Source organism: Inquilinus ginsengisoli (assembly GCF_031453975.1).
Lineage (GTDB): Bacteria > Pseudomonadota > Alphaproteobacteria > DSM-16000 > Inquilinaceae > Inquilinus > Inquilinus ginsengisoli_A.
Window position 1 is genome coordinate 185,258 of record NZ_JAVDPW010000008.1, and the last position, 17,181, is coordinate 202,438.

The window sequence follows — 17,181 nt, forward strand, 5'->3', positions numbered from 1 at the left end:
GGATCGCGCCCCCTCTCAGGCCGCCTCAGGCCGCGCTGCTGCGGCCGGCGATGACGCGGTAGATGATCAGCAGCACGATCGCCCCGACCACGCCCAGGGCGAACTTCCCGAACCCGCCTTCCGGAGCGATCCCGAACTGCTGCCCGAGCCAACCGCCGACGAAGGACCCGGCGATGCCCAGCAGGATGGTGATGATGAACCCGCCCGGGTCGCGCCCGGGCATCAGGAATTTCGCGACCAGGCCGATCACGAAGCCGATGATGATGGTGATGATGATGCCCATGGTGCTCCCCCGAAAGTGTCGCGCTTCAGCATAACCCGCAATCAGGCCCGAGGTTGCCGATCCTGTTTCAGGCGGTCATCCGGCCGGGCGACAGGATGCCCCGGGGATCGAAGGCGTCGCGCACGCGCCGGTTGAGCGCCTCCAGCGCCGGCGGCTGCGGCTCGAACACCGGCACCGCGGCGCGCAGCCCGGCCGGCGCCCGTACCAGGGTGGCGTGCCCGCCGCCCGCCGCCGCCACCGCGGCCCGGATCGCGGCCGCGCCGGCATCGCCCTCAGGCGTCGTGGCGATCCACACCAGCCCGCCGCCCCAGTCGAAGTAATACGCACCGCCCGCGGCGGCCGCGACCTGCGGCCCGGCATTCGGCGCCACCGACACTCGCCACACTGCGCGCCCATCGCCGACGAAGGGTGCCGCATCGCGGATGCCGCGCCACAGATCGACCGATTCGCCCGGGTCGAGGACGGAGAGCGGTCCGGCATCGCCGAGCAGCGCCGAGAGCGCGGCGACCCGGCTGTCGACCGACGGGCCGAAGCCTTCGATCCGGATCAGGCTGCGGGCCGATTCGCCGAGCATCCCGGCCGGCAGATGTGCGGCGCCCGAGACCTCATAGGGGCTGGTCAGCGCCCGGGTCAGCATGGCGACGCCGGCGCGGTCGTCCAGCCCGGCCACCGCCAGGGTGCGCACCGTCTCCGGCGCCGGCAGCACCTTGACCGTGATCCGGGTCATGGCGGCCAGGGTGCCGAAGGCGCCGGTCAGCAGCTTCGGCAGGTCGTAGCCGGTGACGTTCTTGACCACCCGCCCGCCGGATTTGAAGGCCTGGCCGCGGCCGGACACCGCCTCGATGCCCAGGACATGGTCGCGTGCGGCCCCGGCCTTGATCCGCCGCGGCCCGGAGAGGTTGCAGCCCACGACGCCGCCCAGCGTGCCGGCGCCGGCCGGCCCGCCATAGAGCGGCCCGAGATCGGCCGGCTCGAAGGCCAGGGCCTGGCCGCGGGCGGTCAGCGCCGCCTCGATCTCCGCCATCGACGTGCCCGCCCGGGCGGTCAGCACCAGCTCCTCCGGCTCATAGACCTCGATCCCGGCGAGGCCGGAGAGGTCGAGCGCATGGGCCGCCTGCACCGGCCGGCCGAAGCCGCGCTTGCTGCCGCGGCCGACCAGCTCCAGCGGCCGCTCCTCCGCCACCGCCCAGCGGATCGCGTCCAGCACCTGGTCTTCGCTGGCGGGCTTCAGGGTCTCGGTCATGAGGGGCACATCGCGATCGAGTCCCCCCTCCCCTTGCGGGAGGGGGTTGGGGGAGGGGGTTCGGGCAGCAAGAGCCACGGCCGAGTTGATGTTCTCGACACGGAGCAGGCCGGCTGGATTGTGATCTTCGATCGACAACCCCCTCCCCCTACCCCCCTCCCGCAAGGGGAGGGGGGACTCAGGAGAGAGGAGATGTCCTCGGCAGCAATCATCAGAACCGCGGCAAATCGGGGAAGCGGGTCTCGCCGTGATGGACGTGCACCCGCCCCAGCTCGGCGCAGCGGTGCAGGGTCGGGAACACCTTGCCCGGGTTCAGCAGCCCGTCCGGGTCGAAGGCGCATTTCAGGCGCTGCTGCTGGGCCAGGTCCTCCGGCCCGAACTGCACCTCCATCAGGTCGCGCTTCTCGACCCCGACGCCGTGCTCGCCGGTCAGCACCCCGCCGACCTCGACGCACAGCCGCAGGATGTCGGAGCCGAACTCCTCGGCGCGCTCCAGCTCGCCCGGCACATTGGCGTCGTAGAGGATCAGCGGGTGCAGATTGCCGTCGCCGGCATGGAAGACATTGGCGACGCGCAAGCCATGGCGGCGCGACATCTCCTGCATCCGCGACAGCACCTCGGTCAGGCGCTTCCGCGGGATGGTGCCGTCCATGCAGTAATAGTCGGGGCTGATGCGGCCGACCGCCGGGAAGGCGGCCTTGCGCCCGGCCCAGAAGCGCAGCCGCTCCTCCTCGCTGGCGCTGACCTGGCACGACACCGCACCGCAGTCGCGGGCGATCGCCTCGACCCGCTCGATCAGGTGGTCGACCTCGGCCTCCGGCCCGTCGAGCTCGCAGATCAGCAGGGCCTCGACATCCAGGGGGTAGCCGGCATGGACGAAGGCCTCGGCGGCATGGATCGCCGGCTTGTCCATCATCTCCAGCCCGCCCGGGATGATGCCGGCGCCGATGATGCGGGCGACGCAGTCGCCACCGGCCTCGGACGACGGGAAGCCCATCAGCACCGCGCGCTGGGTCGCCGGGCGGCGCAGCAGCCGCACCGTCACCTCGGTGACCACGCCGAGCAGCCCTTCCGAGCCGGTGAGCACGCCGATCAGGTCGTAGCCCGGCGAATCGAGGTGCTTGCCGCCCAGCCGCAGGATGGTGCCGTCGATCAGCACGATCTCCAGCCCCAGCACATTGTTGGTGGTCAGCCCGTACTTCAGGCAGTGCACCCCGCCGGAATTCTCCGCGACATTGCCGCCGATCGAGCAGGCGATCTGGCTGGACGGGTCGGGCGCGTAGTAGAAGCCGGCATGGGCGACGGCGTTGGTGATGCCGAGATTGGTCACCCCCGGCTGCACCCGGGCGCAGCGGTTGTCGAGATCGACCTCCAGCACCCGGCTGAACTTGCCCAGGCCCAGCAGCACGCCGTCCTCGAGCGGCAGGGCGCCGCCGGACAGCGAGGTGCCGGACCCGCGCGGCACCACCTTCACCCCCATCGCCTGGCAGGTGCGCAGCACCGCCGAGACCTGTTCGGTGGTCGAGGGCAGCACCACCACCAGCGGCAGGGTGCGATAGGCGGTCAGCCCGTCGGATTCATAGGCGCGGCGTTCGCTTTCCGCCGTGATCACGCCTTCGCCCGGCACGATGGCGCGCAGGGCGGCGGCAATCTCCTCGCGCCGCGCCAGGATGGCGGCATCGGGGATGGGCATCTTCATCGGCGGGACCTCCTGTCGGCCCCCTATCGGAACGATAGGAAGTCCGGACGATAGGAAGGCAGCACCGATCCGGCAAGGGACCTCGATCGCGGCCGGCCACAGCAAAAGGCCGCGTCCGGAGACACGGCCTTCAGCTTGGTCTGCAGGCGCCGGCCACAAGGGCCGGCTGGCCACAAGGAACGGCTGAAATCAGCCCTGGCGCGCCTTGAAGCGCGGGTTTTCCTTGTTGATGACGTAGACACGGCCCTTGCGGCGCACCACGCGGCAAGCACGGTGGCGGGTCTTCAGGGTCTTCAGCGAGTTCGCGACTTTCATTTCTTCAATCCCATGCGGCAGCGCCGGCGCCGCCGGGAGCGCAAGCTCGCGGGCCGGAATTCGAGGCGCGGAACATAGTGTCAGGCCCCTCCCCTGTCAACCACCTGCGAAACCCCGCGACACCTCGCAGCGAACGGGCGAAAGGGGCGCGAACGGGCTGGCGATTTCAACCGCTTCTCCAGCATACTCGCGCCCTGTTCTTTGCCGAACCGGCACCCACCCATCGGGAGGCACCATGCGTTCGTGGAAGTTTGCGGCCATCACCGCCGCCATTGTCAGTTGCGGCGCCGTCGTCGCCTGGGCGGCGACGCCGGAGGAGGTGGTGACCCAGCGCGAAGATACGATGAAGACCTTCGGCGCCGGCGCCAAGACCCTGACCGCCTTCGTCAAGGACGGCCAGGGGTCGATCGACGACGTCAAGGCCGCGACCGCCAAGATGGCGGGGGCCAGCGCCAACCTGCTGGCGCTGTTCCCGGAAGGCACCGCCGTCGGCGTCGGCAAGAGCGCGGCCAAGCCGGAGATCTGGACCAACTGGGCCGATTTCCAGACCAAGGTCAAAGGCGCCCAGGACGCGATCACGGCCCTGGACGCGGCCGCCCAGGCCGGCGACGCCGCCAAGGTCAAGGCCGCCTTCCCGGTGGTCGGCCAGGCCTGTGGCGCCTGCCACGAGACCTATCGCCAGAAGAAGAGCTAGCAGTCCGCCGCAGGTTGGGTTCGCCTCAGGCGAACCCAACTCCCTCATTCCATCAGTTCAAAGCCTGCGCGATCGCGCGGAAGCCGGCCAGCAGCCGGTGGTCGAGCGCGTCGTCGACCGCCAGGGGCTGCGACGAGAATTTGGCGATGACCAGCTCGGCGGCGCGGTCGACATACAGCCATTGGCCGTGGATGCCGATGGCGCAGACCACGTCCCGGCCCGGCCCCGGCACATACCATTGGCTGCGATAGCGCCCCTGCGGCGCCAGCCCCGTCATGTCGCCGCGCGCCCAGGCCTCGCGGTCGCCGCGGTCGAGGATGTCGTCGACCCAGGCCTTCGGCAGGATCTGGCGGCCGGCGGCCCGGCCGTCCTGGCGCATCATCTCGCCGATCCGGGCAAGGTCGCGCAGGGTCATGCACAGACCGCCGGCGGTGCGCGGCGCGCCCAGCCGATCGACGGTGATGTAGGCGTCCGCCTCCGCCCCCATCGGCCGCCACAGCATCTGGTCCATCAACGCGGCGAAGCGCATTCCGGCGGCGCGCTCCAGGATCCAGCCGAGCATGTCGGAGTTCGGCGAGACGTAATGGAAGCGTTCGCCATGGCGGCTGCCATCGGCCGCCAGCCCGGCGACGAAGCCGTGCAGGTCGCCGCCGCGGGCCACCTCGCTGGGCGGGTTCCAGGCCATGGCGACGCGGTAGCGGGCGACGTCGCCGGCAGGGTCGACATAGTCCTCGACGAAGCGGATGCCGACGGTCATGTCGAGCACGTGGCGCACGGTGGCATCGGCATAGGCCGACCCCGCCGCCTCCGGCACATAGGCGGTGACAAGCGCGTCGGGGTTCAGCTCGCCGCGATCGACCAGGATGCCGGCGATGGCGCCGGTGATCGACTTGCTGACGGAAAAGACGATGTGGGGGGCCCGCACCTCGAGGCCGTGGGCATAGTGCTCGGCCACCACCGACCCGCGATGCAGCACCAGGAAGCCGTCGGTGTCGCTGTCGGCCAGCAGCCCCGCGACCGAGGCGCCGCCCGGCACGGCGACACGGTCGAGATCCAGCGCCGGCCCGCGCCGCAGGCACATCGCCGCGTCGCCGCGCGGAATCTCCGCCACCGGCACCAGCCGGCGGACGTTGCGGAACCCCCAGCGGCTGTAGGGGGCTTGCCGCCAATTGGCCAGCGTCGCCTCAGGCGCCGCATCCTCGGTCTCGACCGCCATCCCTGGGTCCCTGTTTCTTCGCCCGGCCGGCGGGCGGGCGCCGCCGCATTGGCTGCGACGACCCCACTCTAGGCGAAGACGGCTGGCCCGGCCCAGTCCCCTTGCCACCCCCTTACAGCACGAAATCGGCGGCCGTGAGGGTATGGTCGGAGATGACGTTGATGGCGAAGTCGAGCTGCCGGTCGCCATTGGTGTCGGCATAGACCAGCTGGACCCCGCCGATGGTCGCCACCCGCAGTTCCCCGGGCACGCCGGTGAGCGGCCCGGTACCGAAGATGAAGACGCCGTCGCCGGCCGCGGGGCCGTTGGCGTCGATCGCCGACAGGTCGATCTTGTCGCCGGTGGTGAAGTCGAAGATGGTGTCCTTGCCCGCCGCCGCCACCGTGCTGTCGCCGATCACGAGATAGATGAAGCTGTCGTTGCCGGCGCCGCCCTTCAGCAGGTCGCCCCCGCCGCCGCCGGTGAGCAGGTCATCGCCGGCCCCGCCCCACAGCGTGTTGACGCCGCCGTCGCCGGTCAGCGCGTCGGCCTGGCCGGAGCCGAACAGGTTTTCGATCCCGGCCAGGGTGTCGCCCTCGGCGTCGCCGCCCGTACCGGCGCCGGTGACGAGGCTGACCGTCACCCCGGCGGCCGAGCTGGCGTAGCTGGCCGTGTCGACACCGATGCCGCCGGTCAGGAGGTCGGCCCCGGCCGCCCCTTCCAGCACGTCGTTGCCGTCGCCGCCGTCGATCTGGTCGTCGCCGGCACCGCCATAGAGGCTGTCGTTGCCGGCCTCGCCGAAGACCTGGTCGTTCTCGCTGCCGGCATCGACCGAATCGTTGCCGGCGCCGCCATGGAGGATGTCGATGCCGGCACCCCCGACCAGCCGGTCATTGCCGATACCCCCATCGAGGGTGTCGTTGCCGGCCTCCCCGTTCAGGACATCGTCGCCGCCGTTCCCGGCCAGCGCGTCGTCGCCGAGCCCGCCGCCGAAGATGGTGCGGCCGTCGTCGCCGGTGAGCTGGTCGCCGAACCGCGACCCGTACAGGCCTTCGATGCCGGTCAGCACGTCGCCCTGGGCGTCGCCGCCGCTGACGGTGTGGGCCAGCAGGTCGATGGTCACCGCCGCGACCGAGCTGCGGTAGTTGGCCATGTCCGTGCCGGCCCCCCCGGTCAGGATATCGGCCCCGACCCCACCGATCAGCGTGTCGTCCCCCGCCCCGCCGTCGAGTTGGTCGTTGCCGGTGCCGCCATCGAGATTGTCATTGCCCAGGCCCCCCAGCAGCACATCGTCGCCGCCGAAGCCGCGGACGATGTCGTTGCCGTCGCCGGAGGTCACCACGTTGCGGTCGTCGCTGCCCACGATCAGGATGTCGGACTGCACGCCGAGCAGCATCAGATGCGCCGGCAGCCCGATCGGGCCGCCGCCGCTGGGGAAACCGATGTCGATCTCCTCGATGCCGCGCAGGTCGTCGCCCTGCAGCACCAGCAGCAGATCCCCTCCCGGCAGCGGGGTGAAGACGACGACATCGTAGCCGTCGCCGCCGTCGATGACCTCGCCCGCCACATGTTCGGCAGCGTCGAGGAAGCCGAACACGTCGTTGCCGGCGCCGCCCTCCATGACGTCCGCGCCGCCGCCGCCATAGATGATGTCGTCGCCGTCGCCGCCCTGCAGCAGGTCGGGCCCGTCGCCGCAGCCGCAGCCCCCCGCGCCCGGCTCGTAGTCGCCGGCGAGCATGTCGTCGCCCGCCCCGCCGACCAGGGTGTCGGAGCCCTCATACCCCACCAGCAGGTCGTTGCCGTCCAGCCCGGTCAGCACATTGTCGCCGGCATCGGCGTCGATGGTGTCGTCGCCGGCGCTGCCGGTGACGTTCTCGATCCCGGTGAGGGCGTCATTCTCGGCATCGCCGGCCGAGCCGCTGCCCAAGAACAGATCGACCTCGACCGGCTTGAGGCTGGTGCTGTAGTCGGCGGTGTCGATGCCGTCGCCGCCGGTCAGCACGTCCGGCCCCAGCCCGCCGCGGAGCAGGTCGTCCCCGGTGCCGCCGTCGAGCTGGTCGCTGCCGTCGCCGCCATCGACGATGTCGTTGCCCGCGCCGGCCAGGATGAAGTCGTCGCCACCGAGGCCGTTCAGCTGGTCGTCGCCGGACAGGTCCAGGATCGTGGCGTCGGCGCCGGGCGGCACCACCACCGAATCGGTCGCGCTGAAGATGTAGTCGGGGTTGGCGGTGCCGGTGAAAAGGGTCATGAAATCGCCTCCGGTGACAATGCGGGCGACCCCGTCTTTCCGCGCGGCCAAGCCGATCGCGGCCGGCTTCAGGAGGGCCGGGCGGCAGGATCACGGTTCGAGAAAGCTCGGCGCCCGCGGTTCAGCAATGATCAGGCGTCGACGGGGATAATGCGAATGTTCCTAAAATTGTGCACGCACAAACATATAGGCGATTCCGCCAGACCGGTACATGGCCTTCGCGGTCCGGCCCGCCTCGCCAATGCCGAGGACGCCGCCCTCCGGTCGGGAAGGCGGCGCCCCGGTCGATCCGACAGGTCCCAGGCGCTACAGCACGAAGTCCGATGCCGTCGGCGCATGGTCGGCGCGGACGTTGATGGCGAAATCGGCGATGCGGTCGCCATTGGTGTCGGCATAGACCACCTGGGTCGCCCCCGCCGTCACCACCAGCATCTCCCCGGCATGGCCGGTGAAATTGCCGGCGATCAGGCTGAAGGCGGTGTCGCCATTGGCCGAATTGCCGTCGGCGTCGATCGCCGAGAGGTCGATATGGTCGCCGGTGGTGAAGTCGTAGATGGTGTCCTTGCCCGCCGACGCCACGGTGCTGTCGGCGATGGCGGTGTAGACGAAGCTGTCATTGCCGGCCCCGCCCTGCAGCAGGTCGGCGCCGATGCCCCCCGTCAGGACATCGTCGCCGGCCCCGCCCGACAGGGTGTTGGCAGTCTCGTCGCCGGTCAGCACGTCGTTATGGGCCGACCCGGCGAGGTTCTCGATCCCGGCCAGGGTGTCGCCCTGGGCGTCGCCGCCCACGCCGGCGCCGCCGGCCAGGCTGATCGTCACCCCGGCCGCCGAGCTGGCGTAGCTGGCGGTGTCGATCCCCGCGCCGCCGGTCAGGGCATCCGCGCCGGCCGCGCCTTCGAGCACATCGTTGCCGTCGCCGCCATCGATCTGGTCATTGCCGGTGCCGCCATAGAGGCCGTCATTGCCGGCATCGCCGAAGATGATGTCGTTCTCGCTGCCGCCATCGACCGAGTCCGCGCCGGTGCCGCCATGGATGGTGTCGATCCCGGCGCCGCCGACGAGACGGTCGTTGCCGTCGCCGCCGTCGAGGCTGTCGCCGCCCGCCTCGCCGTTCATGGCGTCGTCGCCGCCATTCCCGACCAGGACATCGTTGCCGTTCTCGCCGCCGATGACGTTGCGGGCGTTGTCGCCGGTCAGATGGTCGTCGTTGCTGGAGCCGTAGAGGTTCTCGATGCTGGTCAGCGTGTCGCCCTGGGCGTCGCCGCCGCTGACGGTGTGGGCCTGCAGGTCGACGGTCACCGCGGTCGCGGAGCCCTGGTAATTGGCGAAATCCGACCCGTCGCCGCCATCCAGGGCGTCCGCCCCGGCCCCGCCACGCAGGGTGTCGTTCCCCGCCCCGCCGGACAGCCCATTGGCGGTGGCGTCGCCGGTGAGATGATCGGCGAAGGCCGAGCCGACCAGGTTGTCGATCTGGAACAGCGTGTCGCCCTCGGCATCGCCGCCATGGCCGGTGCCGGAAATGAGATCGACCGTGACCCCGGCGGCCGAGGCGGAGTAATCCGCCGTGTCGATGCCGGTGTCACCGGAGCCTCCGGGAAAATCGCCGTAGAGGCGGTCGGCGCCGGCGCCGCCGGCCAGCACGTCATTGCCGTTGTCCGCCGAAAGATCGCTGTCGCCGATGAGGGTGTCGTCGCCGGCGCCGCCGACCAGCCTGTCATCGCCCATTTCGCCTGCAAGCAGGTTCGCGCCGCCGTCGCCGATCAGGCTGTCGTCGAAGGCGGAGCCGTCCAACCCTTCGATGCCGGAGAGCGTGTCGCCCTCGGCATCGCCGCCATGGCCGGTGCCAAGCGACAGGTCGACCGTCACCGCGGCTGTGGAGTCGCTGTAGGAGGCGACATCGAGAAGGCCGTCGCCGCCGACCAGATGATCGGCGCCGCCACCCCCGAACAGGCCATCATTGCCCGCGCCGCCGATGAGGGTGTTGTCGACGGCGTTGCCGGTCAGCTTGTCGTCGAAGGCGGAGCCGACGATGCCCTCGATGCTGGTGTAGATGTCACCCTGGGCATCACCCTGGTTGACGCCGGTCTGCAGGTTGGCGACCACCCCGGTGGCGGCGTTGTCGTAGCGGGCGAGGTCGAAGCCGGCGCCGCCGTCGAGCTGGTCGGCGCCGGCCCCGCCATAGAGGTTGTCGCCGCCACCCCCGCCGGTGAGCACGTCGTTCCCGGCGGAGAAGGAGATCAGGTCCACCGGCCGCTCGCCGGCCAGCCCGCCGGCGTTCAGCGTCACGGTGCCGCCCTGGGCGGTGCCCTGGACAATGAGATGCGCCCCGGCGGCGACATTGGCGTCGTAGAAGTCCTGGCCGATGGTCAGGTCGACGCTGCCGGTGGCCTGGGCGTTGACGATGCCGAAGCCGGTGATCCCGGCATAGCCGGTCAGCGCCAGGACCAGGTTGCCGCCGATGCCGAAGCCGAGGGTGGCGTTCGCCGCCCCGGTCACGGTGTCGGTGGTGTCGAAGAAGGCGAGGTCGTTGACGATGGCGAATTCGCCGGGGCCGACCGAGCCGGTCTCGGGCCCGTCGACGGTGAAGGTGTAGTTGGCCATGACGTGTCTCCCTGCAATCGCTTGGAAAATGCTTTCCGCCCGGCGGTGGCGGGGCCTCTCGTCTGCCACACGACCGTCACCCCCACCGCGGAGGTGGAGTAGCTGGTGGTGTCGATGCCGGCGCCGCCGTCCAGCAGCTCGGCATTGATGCCGCCGCCATCCCGGACCGTGCCCTCGAACTCGTCGATCCTGATGCCCCGGTCGAAGCCGGAATATCCGGGTAGGATACGGGGGCGGGGCGCGCAACCCCGTCACCGATGCATCACGGATTGCCGGTGCGACGAATTTTAACGATCATCCGGCACCACGAAATTGCGGGGATCGGGAAGGCCCGGACATGCAGGCATTGGGCCGGCGGGACGACATCGGCGCCGCGGACCGGGGCCGCGCGCCCGCGGCCGAGGGCCTGGTCGTCCGCACCCGGCTGCTCGACCTGCTGGACCAGGCCCCGCCGCAATCCCTGCTATGGATCGTAGCACCCCCCGCGGCGGGCAAGACCGCCCTGGCCGCCAGCTGGGCCCGCACCCCCTGGGGCCAGGCCGGCGCCCAGGTTCTGTGGTACGACGTGGACGAGGTCGATGCCGACCCGCTGCGCTTCTTCGCCACGCTGGGCGGCTTCCTCGGGCTGCCGCACGGCTTCGGCGCCGACATCCCGCCCGACCCGACGCCGCAGGCCTTCGCCGAGATCGGCGCCCAGGCGCGGCGCTGGCTGGACGCGGCGCCGGCAAGCCGCCGGGCCGGCCCGCGCCTGATCGTGTTCGACGACGTCCACCATGCGCCGGCCGAGGCGGTGACCATCGCGCTGCTGCCGGTGCTGGCCGCGGCGCTGGGGCCGGAGGACCGGATCCTGTGCCTGTCGCGCCTGGACCCGCCCGCATCCTTCGCCTCCCCACCGGTGACCATCACCGACCTGCGCGTCACCGCGGCGGAGCATGCGGATTTCGCGCGCGACCTGCCGGGCGGTGCGGCGCTGTCGCACGACCTGTTCCTGGCCTGCCTGCGCCGGTCCGGCGGCTGGATCGCCGGCATCCTGGCGGCGGCCTGGCCGCATCTGCTGGGCGCCGGCGCGGCCGGGCGCGATGCGGCGGCGGACCGGCAGGCGCTGCTGGACACCGCCTTCCTGCAGCAGGGCGCCCCCGCCGACTGGGCCGAGATCGGCGGCGCCGAGGCCGCCGCGGCGCTCGACCGGCTGGCCGGCGCCGGCGGCCTGGTCTCGCGCCTGGCGGACAACGTCCTGCGCAAGCATGACGCCTTCCAGGCGACGCTGGTGCGCGAGGCCGAGGCCGGGCTGCCGCCGGCGGCGCTGGGCGAGGCCCGGATCAGGGCCGCCCGGGTGCTGGGCCGCCAGATGCAGGTGCTGCCGGCGGCGCGCCTGCTGCTGGCCTGCGGCGCCGAGGACGAGGCGCTGCGGCTGGTGCTGGGCCATGCGCCGGCGCTGTCGCTGGCCGGGCGCAACCAGGAGCTGCGGGAGGCGATCGAGCTGTTCCCGCCCGCCGTCGCGGCCGGGACGCTGCCAAGCATCTGGCTGGCCTATGCCCTGATGCCCTATGAGCCGCGCCAGGCGCAGCAGCGCCTGAGCAAGATCCGCAGGACGCTGACGCCGGAGGCGGAGCCGGCCGCCTACGCCTGGGCGCTGAGCGGCGAGACCCGGGCGGTGCTGTCGGATTTCTTCGATTTCCAGGAGCTGCCGCGGCTGGTCGGCGAGATCGACGACGTCCTGCCCCGGCTGGGCGCCCTGCCGGAGGCGATGCGACAGACCCTGGCGATGACCCGCTGCATGGCGATCCTGATCGGCTGGCCGAGCCACCCCGAGGTGGCGCAGGCGCAGCGCCATATCGAGACGGCGCTGCCGTTCCTGCCGCAGACCACGCAGCTGCTGCTGGGCAGCGTGCTGGTCAACTACCTGATCTGGTGGCGCGGCGACCTGGGCGCGGCGCGGCCGTTCCTGAACAGCCTGGACGCCCTGGCGCGCCAGCCGGAGATGGCGCCGCTGGCGGTGATGACCTGGTACTACGGCGCCCTGGCCCAGGCCTATCGCGACGGCGACGACGAGGCGCTGCGCCGGCTGGCGGACGAGGCGGTGGCCTATGCCGGCGACCGCGGCGTGTCGCACCGCCTGACCAATGCCTTCTGGGTCATCGTCCAGGCCGTCGCCACGGCCGGCGACCGCCCCGCCGCCGAGGCCATGCTGCAGCGCTACGCCGCCTGCGCCCAACAGCGCTGGCGGCGGACCGACTTCATCGGGCAGCACCATCTGCGCGCCTTCGTGGCGTTGTGCGCCGGCGACACCGCGGCCGCGGTCGCCGAGGCGGGCCAAGCGATGGACTATGCCCGGCGCTATGGCGGCCCGCATCAGGTGGCCAACCAGAGCCTGCTGCTGGCGACCGCCTTCGCCATGGAAGGGGACGAGGCGGCGCGGCCGCATGTCGAGACCCTGCGGCAGGTTGCGGCGCAGACCGGCAACGCCGTGTTCCTGCTGCATGCCGATTTGGCCGAGGCCTTCCTGGCCCTGGCCGCTGGCGGCGACGTCGCCGGCCCCTGGAACCGCGTCGCCGAGGCGATCGGCCGCCTGGGCCTGCGCCGCATCGCCGGGATGAACCGGCCGCTGCTGGCCCGCCTGGCCGACCACGCTTTGGCACATGGCGCCGAGGTCGAGGCGACGCGCCGGGTGATCGCGCTGTGGCGGCTGCCGCCGCCGGAAGGCGGCGGCCATGAGCTGTGGCCCTTCGCGGTTGAGATCCGCGCGCTGGGCGGCTTCACCGTGCAGGTCGACGGCGCCCGCATCGCCATGGGCACCACCAAGGCGCAGCGCAAGCCGATGGAGCTGCTGTGGTGCCTGATCGCCGGGCCGGACGAAGGCTGGGCCCAGGGCGAGCTGGCCGACGCGCTGTGGCCCGAGCTGGACGGCGACCGTGCCATCCCGGCGCTGCGGTCGGCGATCTACCGACTGCGCAAGCTGATCGGGACGCCGTCCATCCGCCATGAGGACGACCGCGTCGCCCTGGCCCGCGACCAGGTGCGGACCGATGTGGCGCGGCTGCGGGCCGCCCTGGCGACGGTGCAGGACGGCGCGGCCGAGGCCGCCGGCCGGCTGGCGGCGCTGGACCTGGCCCTGGGCCTGACGCGCGGGCCGCTGCTGCCGGGGATCCCGCTGCCGCCGGTCGCGGAGGCCCGGGCCGCGCTGCGGACGCTGCTGGCGACGGCGGCGACCGAGCTGCTGCTGGCGCAGGATCCGGCCGATCCCGCCACGGCGCTGCGCGCCGGCCGCCTGCGCGCGGTGACGCCGGACCTGCGGCTGCCGCCGCCGCTGGACGCGCTGCTGCCGGGCTGACCGCCGGCCGGGCTGCACGCGCCCGGCGAGAGACATGACCCGCTATTCACCTGTAGGATGCCGGCCGCCGCCCCGTGGCGCGGTCCCGGCAGGATGACGCCCGATGAGCCCGGAATGGCGATAGCGACCGAGTCCCGACCCGCCGGCACGGAGCGGCCAAGCCTCCTCCTGGTCCTGACCGGCCTCTACCTCGCCCAGGCGATCCCGACCTCGCTGTTCCTGGTGGCGATGCCGCCGATCCTGCGGCAGGAGGGGGTGACGCGCACCACCATCGGCTACCTCGGCCTGCTGGCGATCCCGGGGGTGCTGAAATTCCTGTGGGCGCCGATGGTCGACCGGGTGCGCCCCTTCGCCCGGGCGCACCGGGCCGGCTGGATCGCCCTGACCCAGGTCGGCGTCGTGCTGACGGTGCTGTCGCTGCTGCTGATCCGCCCCGGCGACATCGCCGGCTTCATCCCGATCGCCTTCGTCATCGCCATGCTGATCGCGACCCAGGACATCGCCGCCGACGGCTTCGCCACGCTGGCGCTGCGGCCCGGGCAGCGGCCGATGGGCAATGCGGTGCAGAGCGGCGCGGCCGCGGCCGGCGTGGTGCTGGGCGGCAGCGTCGGCCTGCTGCTGTACCACCAGTTCGGCTGGGCCGGCATGGTGCTGGGCATCGCCGGATTGTGCCTGCTGCCGCTGGCGGCGGTGCCGGCGATGCGGGAGGACAGCGACATCGCGGAGGGGTCCGCACTGCGCCCCCGCCCCCGGGTCATGGCGTTCCTGCAGCGGCCGGAAGCCCGGCGCATCCTGTGGGTCGCCCTGATCTTCCGGGCCAGCGAGGGGCTGGTGAAGCCGATGGAGGCGCCGTACCTGATCGACGCCCAGGTCGGCCTCGACACCATTGCCTACCTCTCCGGCGCGGCGGCGACCGTCGCCGGCCTGGCCGGCACGGTGCTGCTGGCCTGGTTGCTGCAGCGGCGCGGCGCCACCGCCACGCTGGGCCTGATCGGGATCTTGCGGGTGCTGGCCTGCCTGGTCTTCGCGCTGCATGCCGCCGGGCTGGTGCCGGGGCTGCCGCTGCTGTTCGGCGCCGCGGCGCTGCAGACCCTGATCCGCTACACCGAGCTGGTGGCGCTGTTCAGCCTGTTCATGACCGTGGCCACGCCCAGCCAGCCGGGCACCGACTTCACCATCCTGGCCTGCGCCCAGTATGCGGCCTACCTGCTGGGGTCGGTGCTGTCGGGCATGATCGCGGACCGGTTCGGCTATGCCCTGCTGTTCGGGGCGGCCACGCTGCTGTCGGTGGCCGTGCTGCTCGGCACCCTCCGCCTGCTCGCCGGGGCTACCGGCCCGGCAGCGGCGTCAGGCTCTTGAGGTAGGTGGCGATCGCCTGGCGGTCACCGTCGGTCAGCTTGCTGGTGTCGTTCTTGATCACCTCGACCATGGCACCGCCGGCGAAGTCGCCGTCGGGCATGCCCCCGGTCTCCAGGTAATAGGCGATGTCCTTGTCGCTCCACTCGCCGATGCCGTGTTTCGGGTCCGGGGTGATGTTGGGGATCTTGCCGTCGCCGTCCGGCGCCTGCGGGTTGCCGGAGAACGGGCTGTACCAGTTCAGGCCGCCCAGCAGGTCGCGCGGGGTGTGGCATTCGCCGCAATGGCCGAGCACGCGGACGAGATAGGCGCCGCGGTACCATTCGCTGGACTGGCCGACCGCCACCAGCGGCGGCCCTTCGGTGAAGTTGAGCAGGCGCCAGCCTGGCAGCAGAGAGCGCCAGGAGAAGGGCCAGCCCAGCTCATGCGGCTGGTTGGCCTGATGCACCGGTTGGACGCTGCGTAGATAGGCCCAGAGGTCGTCGAGGTCGCGGTCGGTGATGCCGGTGAAGGAGGTGTAGGGGAAGGCGGGGTAGTAGTCGTCGCCCTGCGGCGACACGCCCTGCCGCATGGCGCGGCGGAAATCATCCTCGCTCCACTTGCCGATGCCGGTGTCGGGATCCGGGGTGATGTTCGGGGTGTAGAAGGTGCCGAAGGGCGTCTTCAGCGCCCGGCCGCCGGCCAGCGGCTTGGCATCGGCGCCCGGCGCGGTGTGGCAGGCGGCGCAGCCGCCGGCGGCGAAGACATAGGCGCCCCGCACCACCGGGTCGGCCGAGGCCGGATCCGCCGGCACCGGATCGGCCGCGCGGGCCGGCCCTGCCAGGCCGAGGGCAAGCATCAGGCCCAAGGCCGTCAGGACGGGGAGCTGGCGCATGCTGGCCTCCGGATCGAAGCGGTTGGTTCTTATAACCCGATCTGCCGCCGCGCCTGCTTATTCCGCAGCGATGCGACAAGTCGTGCCAGGGAGCGCCCGGAGCACGCTCGAGAAGGCGCCAGCGGCCCTCAGGCCACCCGTTCACCCTCGCGCCACACGGAGCGGACGACGGGCACGCCATCGACCAGCCGCACGCGCAACAGGTCGGCGCGCAGCCCCGGTTCGATCCGGCCACGGTCGCCGAGAGACGCAGCGCGGGCGGGGTTGACCGATACCGTCGCCAGCGCCGCCGGCAGGCCGATGCCGGAGTCCGCCCCACCCTTCCCTGCCAGGGTGAAGGCGCCGTGCAGCAGGCTGACCGGGACATAGTCGGAGGACAGGATGTCGACCAGCCCCTCGGCCGCCAGCTCGCCGGCCGAGACGTTGCCGGAGTGGGATCCGCCGCGGACCAGGTTCGGCGCGCCCATCAGGATCTGCAGCCCATGCTGGCGCGCCGCCCGGGCCGCGGCGAGGGTGGTGGGGAATTCCGACACCACCATGCCCAGCGCCGCCGCCTCGGCGACATGGGCCGGGGTCTCGTCGTCATGGCTGGCGATCGGCAGGCCGCGCTCGCGCCCGATCGCGGTCAGGGCGTCGCGGTTGGTCACGCCATAGGTGCGCGACGCCGCGATCCGCGACGCCGTCTGCGCGTCCAGCTGCTCGTCGGTCATGCCGAGCATGCCCTTGTAGATCTCGCGGTACTTGGCCAGGTCGGCGAACTGGCGGTGGCCGGGCGCGTGGTCCATCACCGACATGAAATGCACCAGCGGGTCGTCGCGAAAGGGCTCGAACAGCTCCAGCACATGGGCCTCGGTGACCTCGCAGCGCAGATGCAGGAAATGCTCGGCCCGCAGCATGCCGCCGGCCTGGGCCTGGCGGATGCCGTCGACCATCGGGCGCAGCGTCTCCAGCCGGTCCTCGCCGCTGCGGCCGCCGACCAGCGCCAGGGCGTCGAACACGGTGGTGATGCCGGCCGCCGCCACCTGGGCGTCATGCGCCATCACCGCGGTCACCGCCGGCCAGCGCACGCCGGGCCGCGGCGTGTAGTGCCGCTCGAGATGGTCGGTGTGCAGCTCGACCAGCCCGGGCAGCAGGTAGTCGCCCTCGAAATCGACGGCGCCGGCCAGCCCGGTCGCGCCCTCGTCCAGGCCGGTGATGCGGCCGCCCGCGGCGGCGAGGCTGCCGGTCAGCTCGGCCTCCGCGGTCACGATCCGCGCATTGGCGACGATCAGGTCACCCGCCATGGGTCCGGTCCTTCTTGTTCTTCCGCTTCGGTCTGCCGCGCGCCCGCACGCACCGGCCG

The 17,181-nt window shown here is 71.9% G+C and carries 12 protein-coding genes; 3 read left to right on the forward strand and 9 right to left on the reverse strand.

Annotated features, from left to right (window positions below; all coding sequences use genetic code 11):
- Positions 1 to 25: 25 nt before the first annotated feature.
- From E9232_RS22700 to ykgO, 4 genes are all read right to left on the reverse strand, one after another.
- On the reverse strand, positions 26 to 283 hold the full coding sequence (locus tag E9232_RS22700; protein WP_309797773.1) for a GlsB/YeaQ/YmgE family stress response membrane protein: 258 nt from the start codon (positions 281 to 283) through the stop codon (positions 26 to 28).
- A 67-nt stretch (positions 284 to 350) separates the two neighbouring features.
- A complete protein-coding gene (glcE, locus tag E9232_RS22705) occupies positions 351 to 1,526 on the reverse strand; it encodes a glycolate oxidase subunit GlcE (RefSeq protein WP_309797775.1) in 1,176 nt (391 codons plus the stop codon).
- Positions 1,527 to 1,737: 211 nt separating this feature from the next.
- Entirely contained in the window at positions 1,738 to 3,225 is a 1,488-nt protein-coding gene (locus E9232_RS22710; RefSeq protein ID WP_309797777.1) for an FAD-linked oxidase C-terminal domain-containing protein, read from the reverse strand.
- A 189-nt stretch (positions 3,226 to 3,414) separates the two neighbouring features.
- Complete coding sequence (gene ykgO, locus E9232_RS22715; protein WP_138893229.1) at positions 3,415 to 3,540, reverse strand: type B 50S ribosomal protein L36; 126 nt, start codon at positions 3,538 to 3,540, stop codon at positions 3,415 to 3,417.
- Positions 3,541 to 3,775: 235 nt separating this feature from the next.
- Between ykgO and E9232_RS22720 the strand changes: the two genes are divergently transcribed.
- Entirely contained in the window at positions 3,776 to 4,234 is a 459-nt protein-coding gene (locus E9232_RS22720) for a c-type cytochrome (RefSeq protein WP_309797780.1), read from the forward strand.
- A 52-nt stretch (positions 4,235 to 4,286) separates the two neighbouring features.
- Here E9232_RS22720 and E9232_RS22725 read toward each other — a convergent pair whose 3' ends face one another.
- The 3 genes from E9232_RS22725 to E9232_RS22735 all read right to left on the reverse strand — a co-directional run bounded on the left by E9232_RS22725 (position 4,287) and on the right by E9232_RS22735 (position 10,278).
- Complete coding sequence (locus tag E9232_RS22725) at positions 4,287 to 5,450, reverse strand: serine hydrolase domain-containing protein (protein ID WP_309797782.1); 1,164 nt, start codon at positions 5,448 to 5,450, stop codon at positions 4,287 to 4,289.
- Between the two features lie 112 nt (positions 5,451 to 5,562).
- Positions 5,563 to 7,677: a calcium-binding protein gene (locus E9232_RS22730; protein ID WP_309797784.1), complete on the reverse strand. Its 2,115-nt coding sequence runs from the start codon at positions 7,675 to 7,677 to the stop codon at positions 5,563 to 5,565.
- Positions 7,678 to 7,983: 306 nt separating this feature from the next.
- The gene (locus tag E9232_RS22735; protein WP_309797786.1) at positions 7,984 to 10,278 is read right to left on the reverse strand and encodes a calcium-binding protein; all 2,295 of its coding nucleotides are present in this window, start codon (positions 10,276 to 10,278) and stop codon (positions 7,984 to 7,986) included.
- Positions 10,279 to 10,615: 337 nt separating this feature from the next.
- Here E9232_RS22735 and E9232_RS22740 point away from each other — a divergent pair, with 337 nt between their 5' ends.
- Positions 10,616 to 13,609: an AfsR/SARP family transcriptional regulator gene (locus tag E9232_RS22740; RefSeq protein ID WP_309797788.1), complete on the forward strand. Its 2,994-nt coding sequence runs from the start codon at positions 10,616 to 10,618 to the stop codon at positions 13,607 to 13,609.
- Positions 13,610 to 13,723: 114 nt separating this feature from the next.
- A complete protein-coding gene (locus E9232_RS22745; protein ID WP_309797789.1) occupies positions 13,724 to 14,968 on the forward strand; it encodes an MFS transporter in 1,245 nt (414 codons plus the stop codon).
- Here the strand turns inward: E9232_RS22745 and E9232_RS22750 are convergent.
- Positions 14,937 to 15,839: a c-type cytochrome gene (locus tag E9232_RS22750; protein ID WP_309797792.1), complete on the reverse strand. Its 903-nt coding sequence runs from the start codon at positions 15,837 to 15,839 to the stop codon at positions 14,937 to 14,939. The two genes, E9232_RS22745 and E9232_RS22750, sit on opposite strands and share 32 nt — an antisense overlap.
- A gap of 128 nt (positions 15,840 to 15,967) precedes the next feature.
- A complete protein-coding gene (locus E9232_RS22755) occupies positions 15,968 to 17,122 on the reverse strand; it encodes an alpha-D-ribose 1-methylphosphonate 5-triphosphate diphosphatase (protein WP_309797794.1) in 1,155 nt (384 codons plus the stop codon).
- Positions 17,123 to 17,181 lie beyond the last annotated feature (59 nt).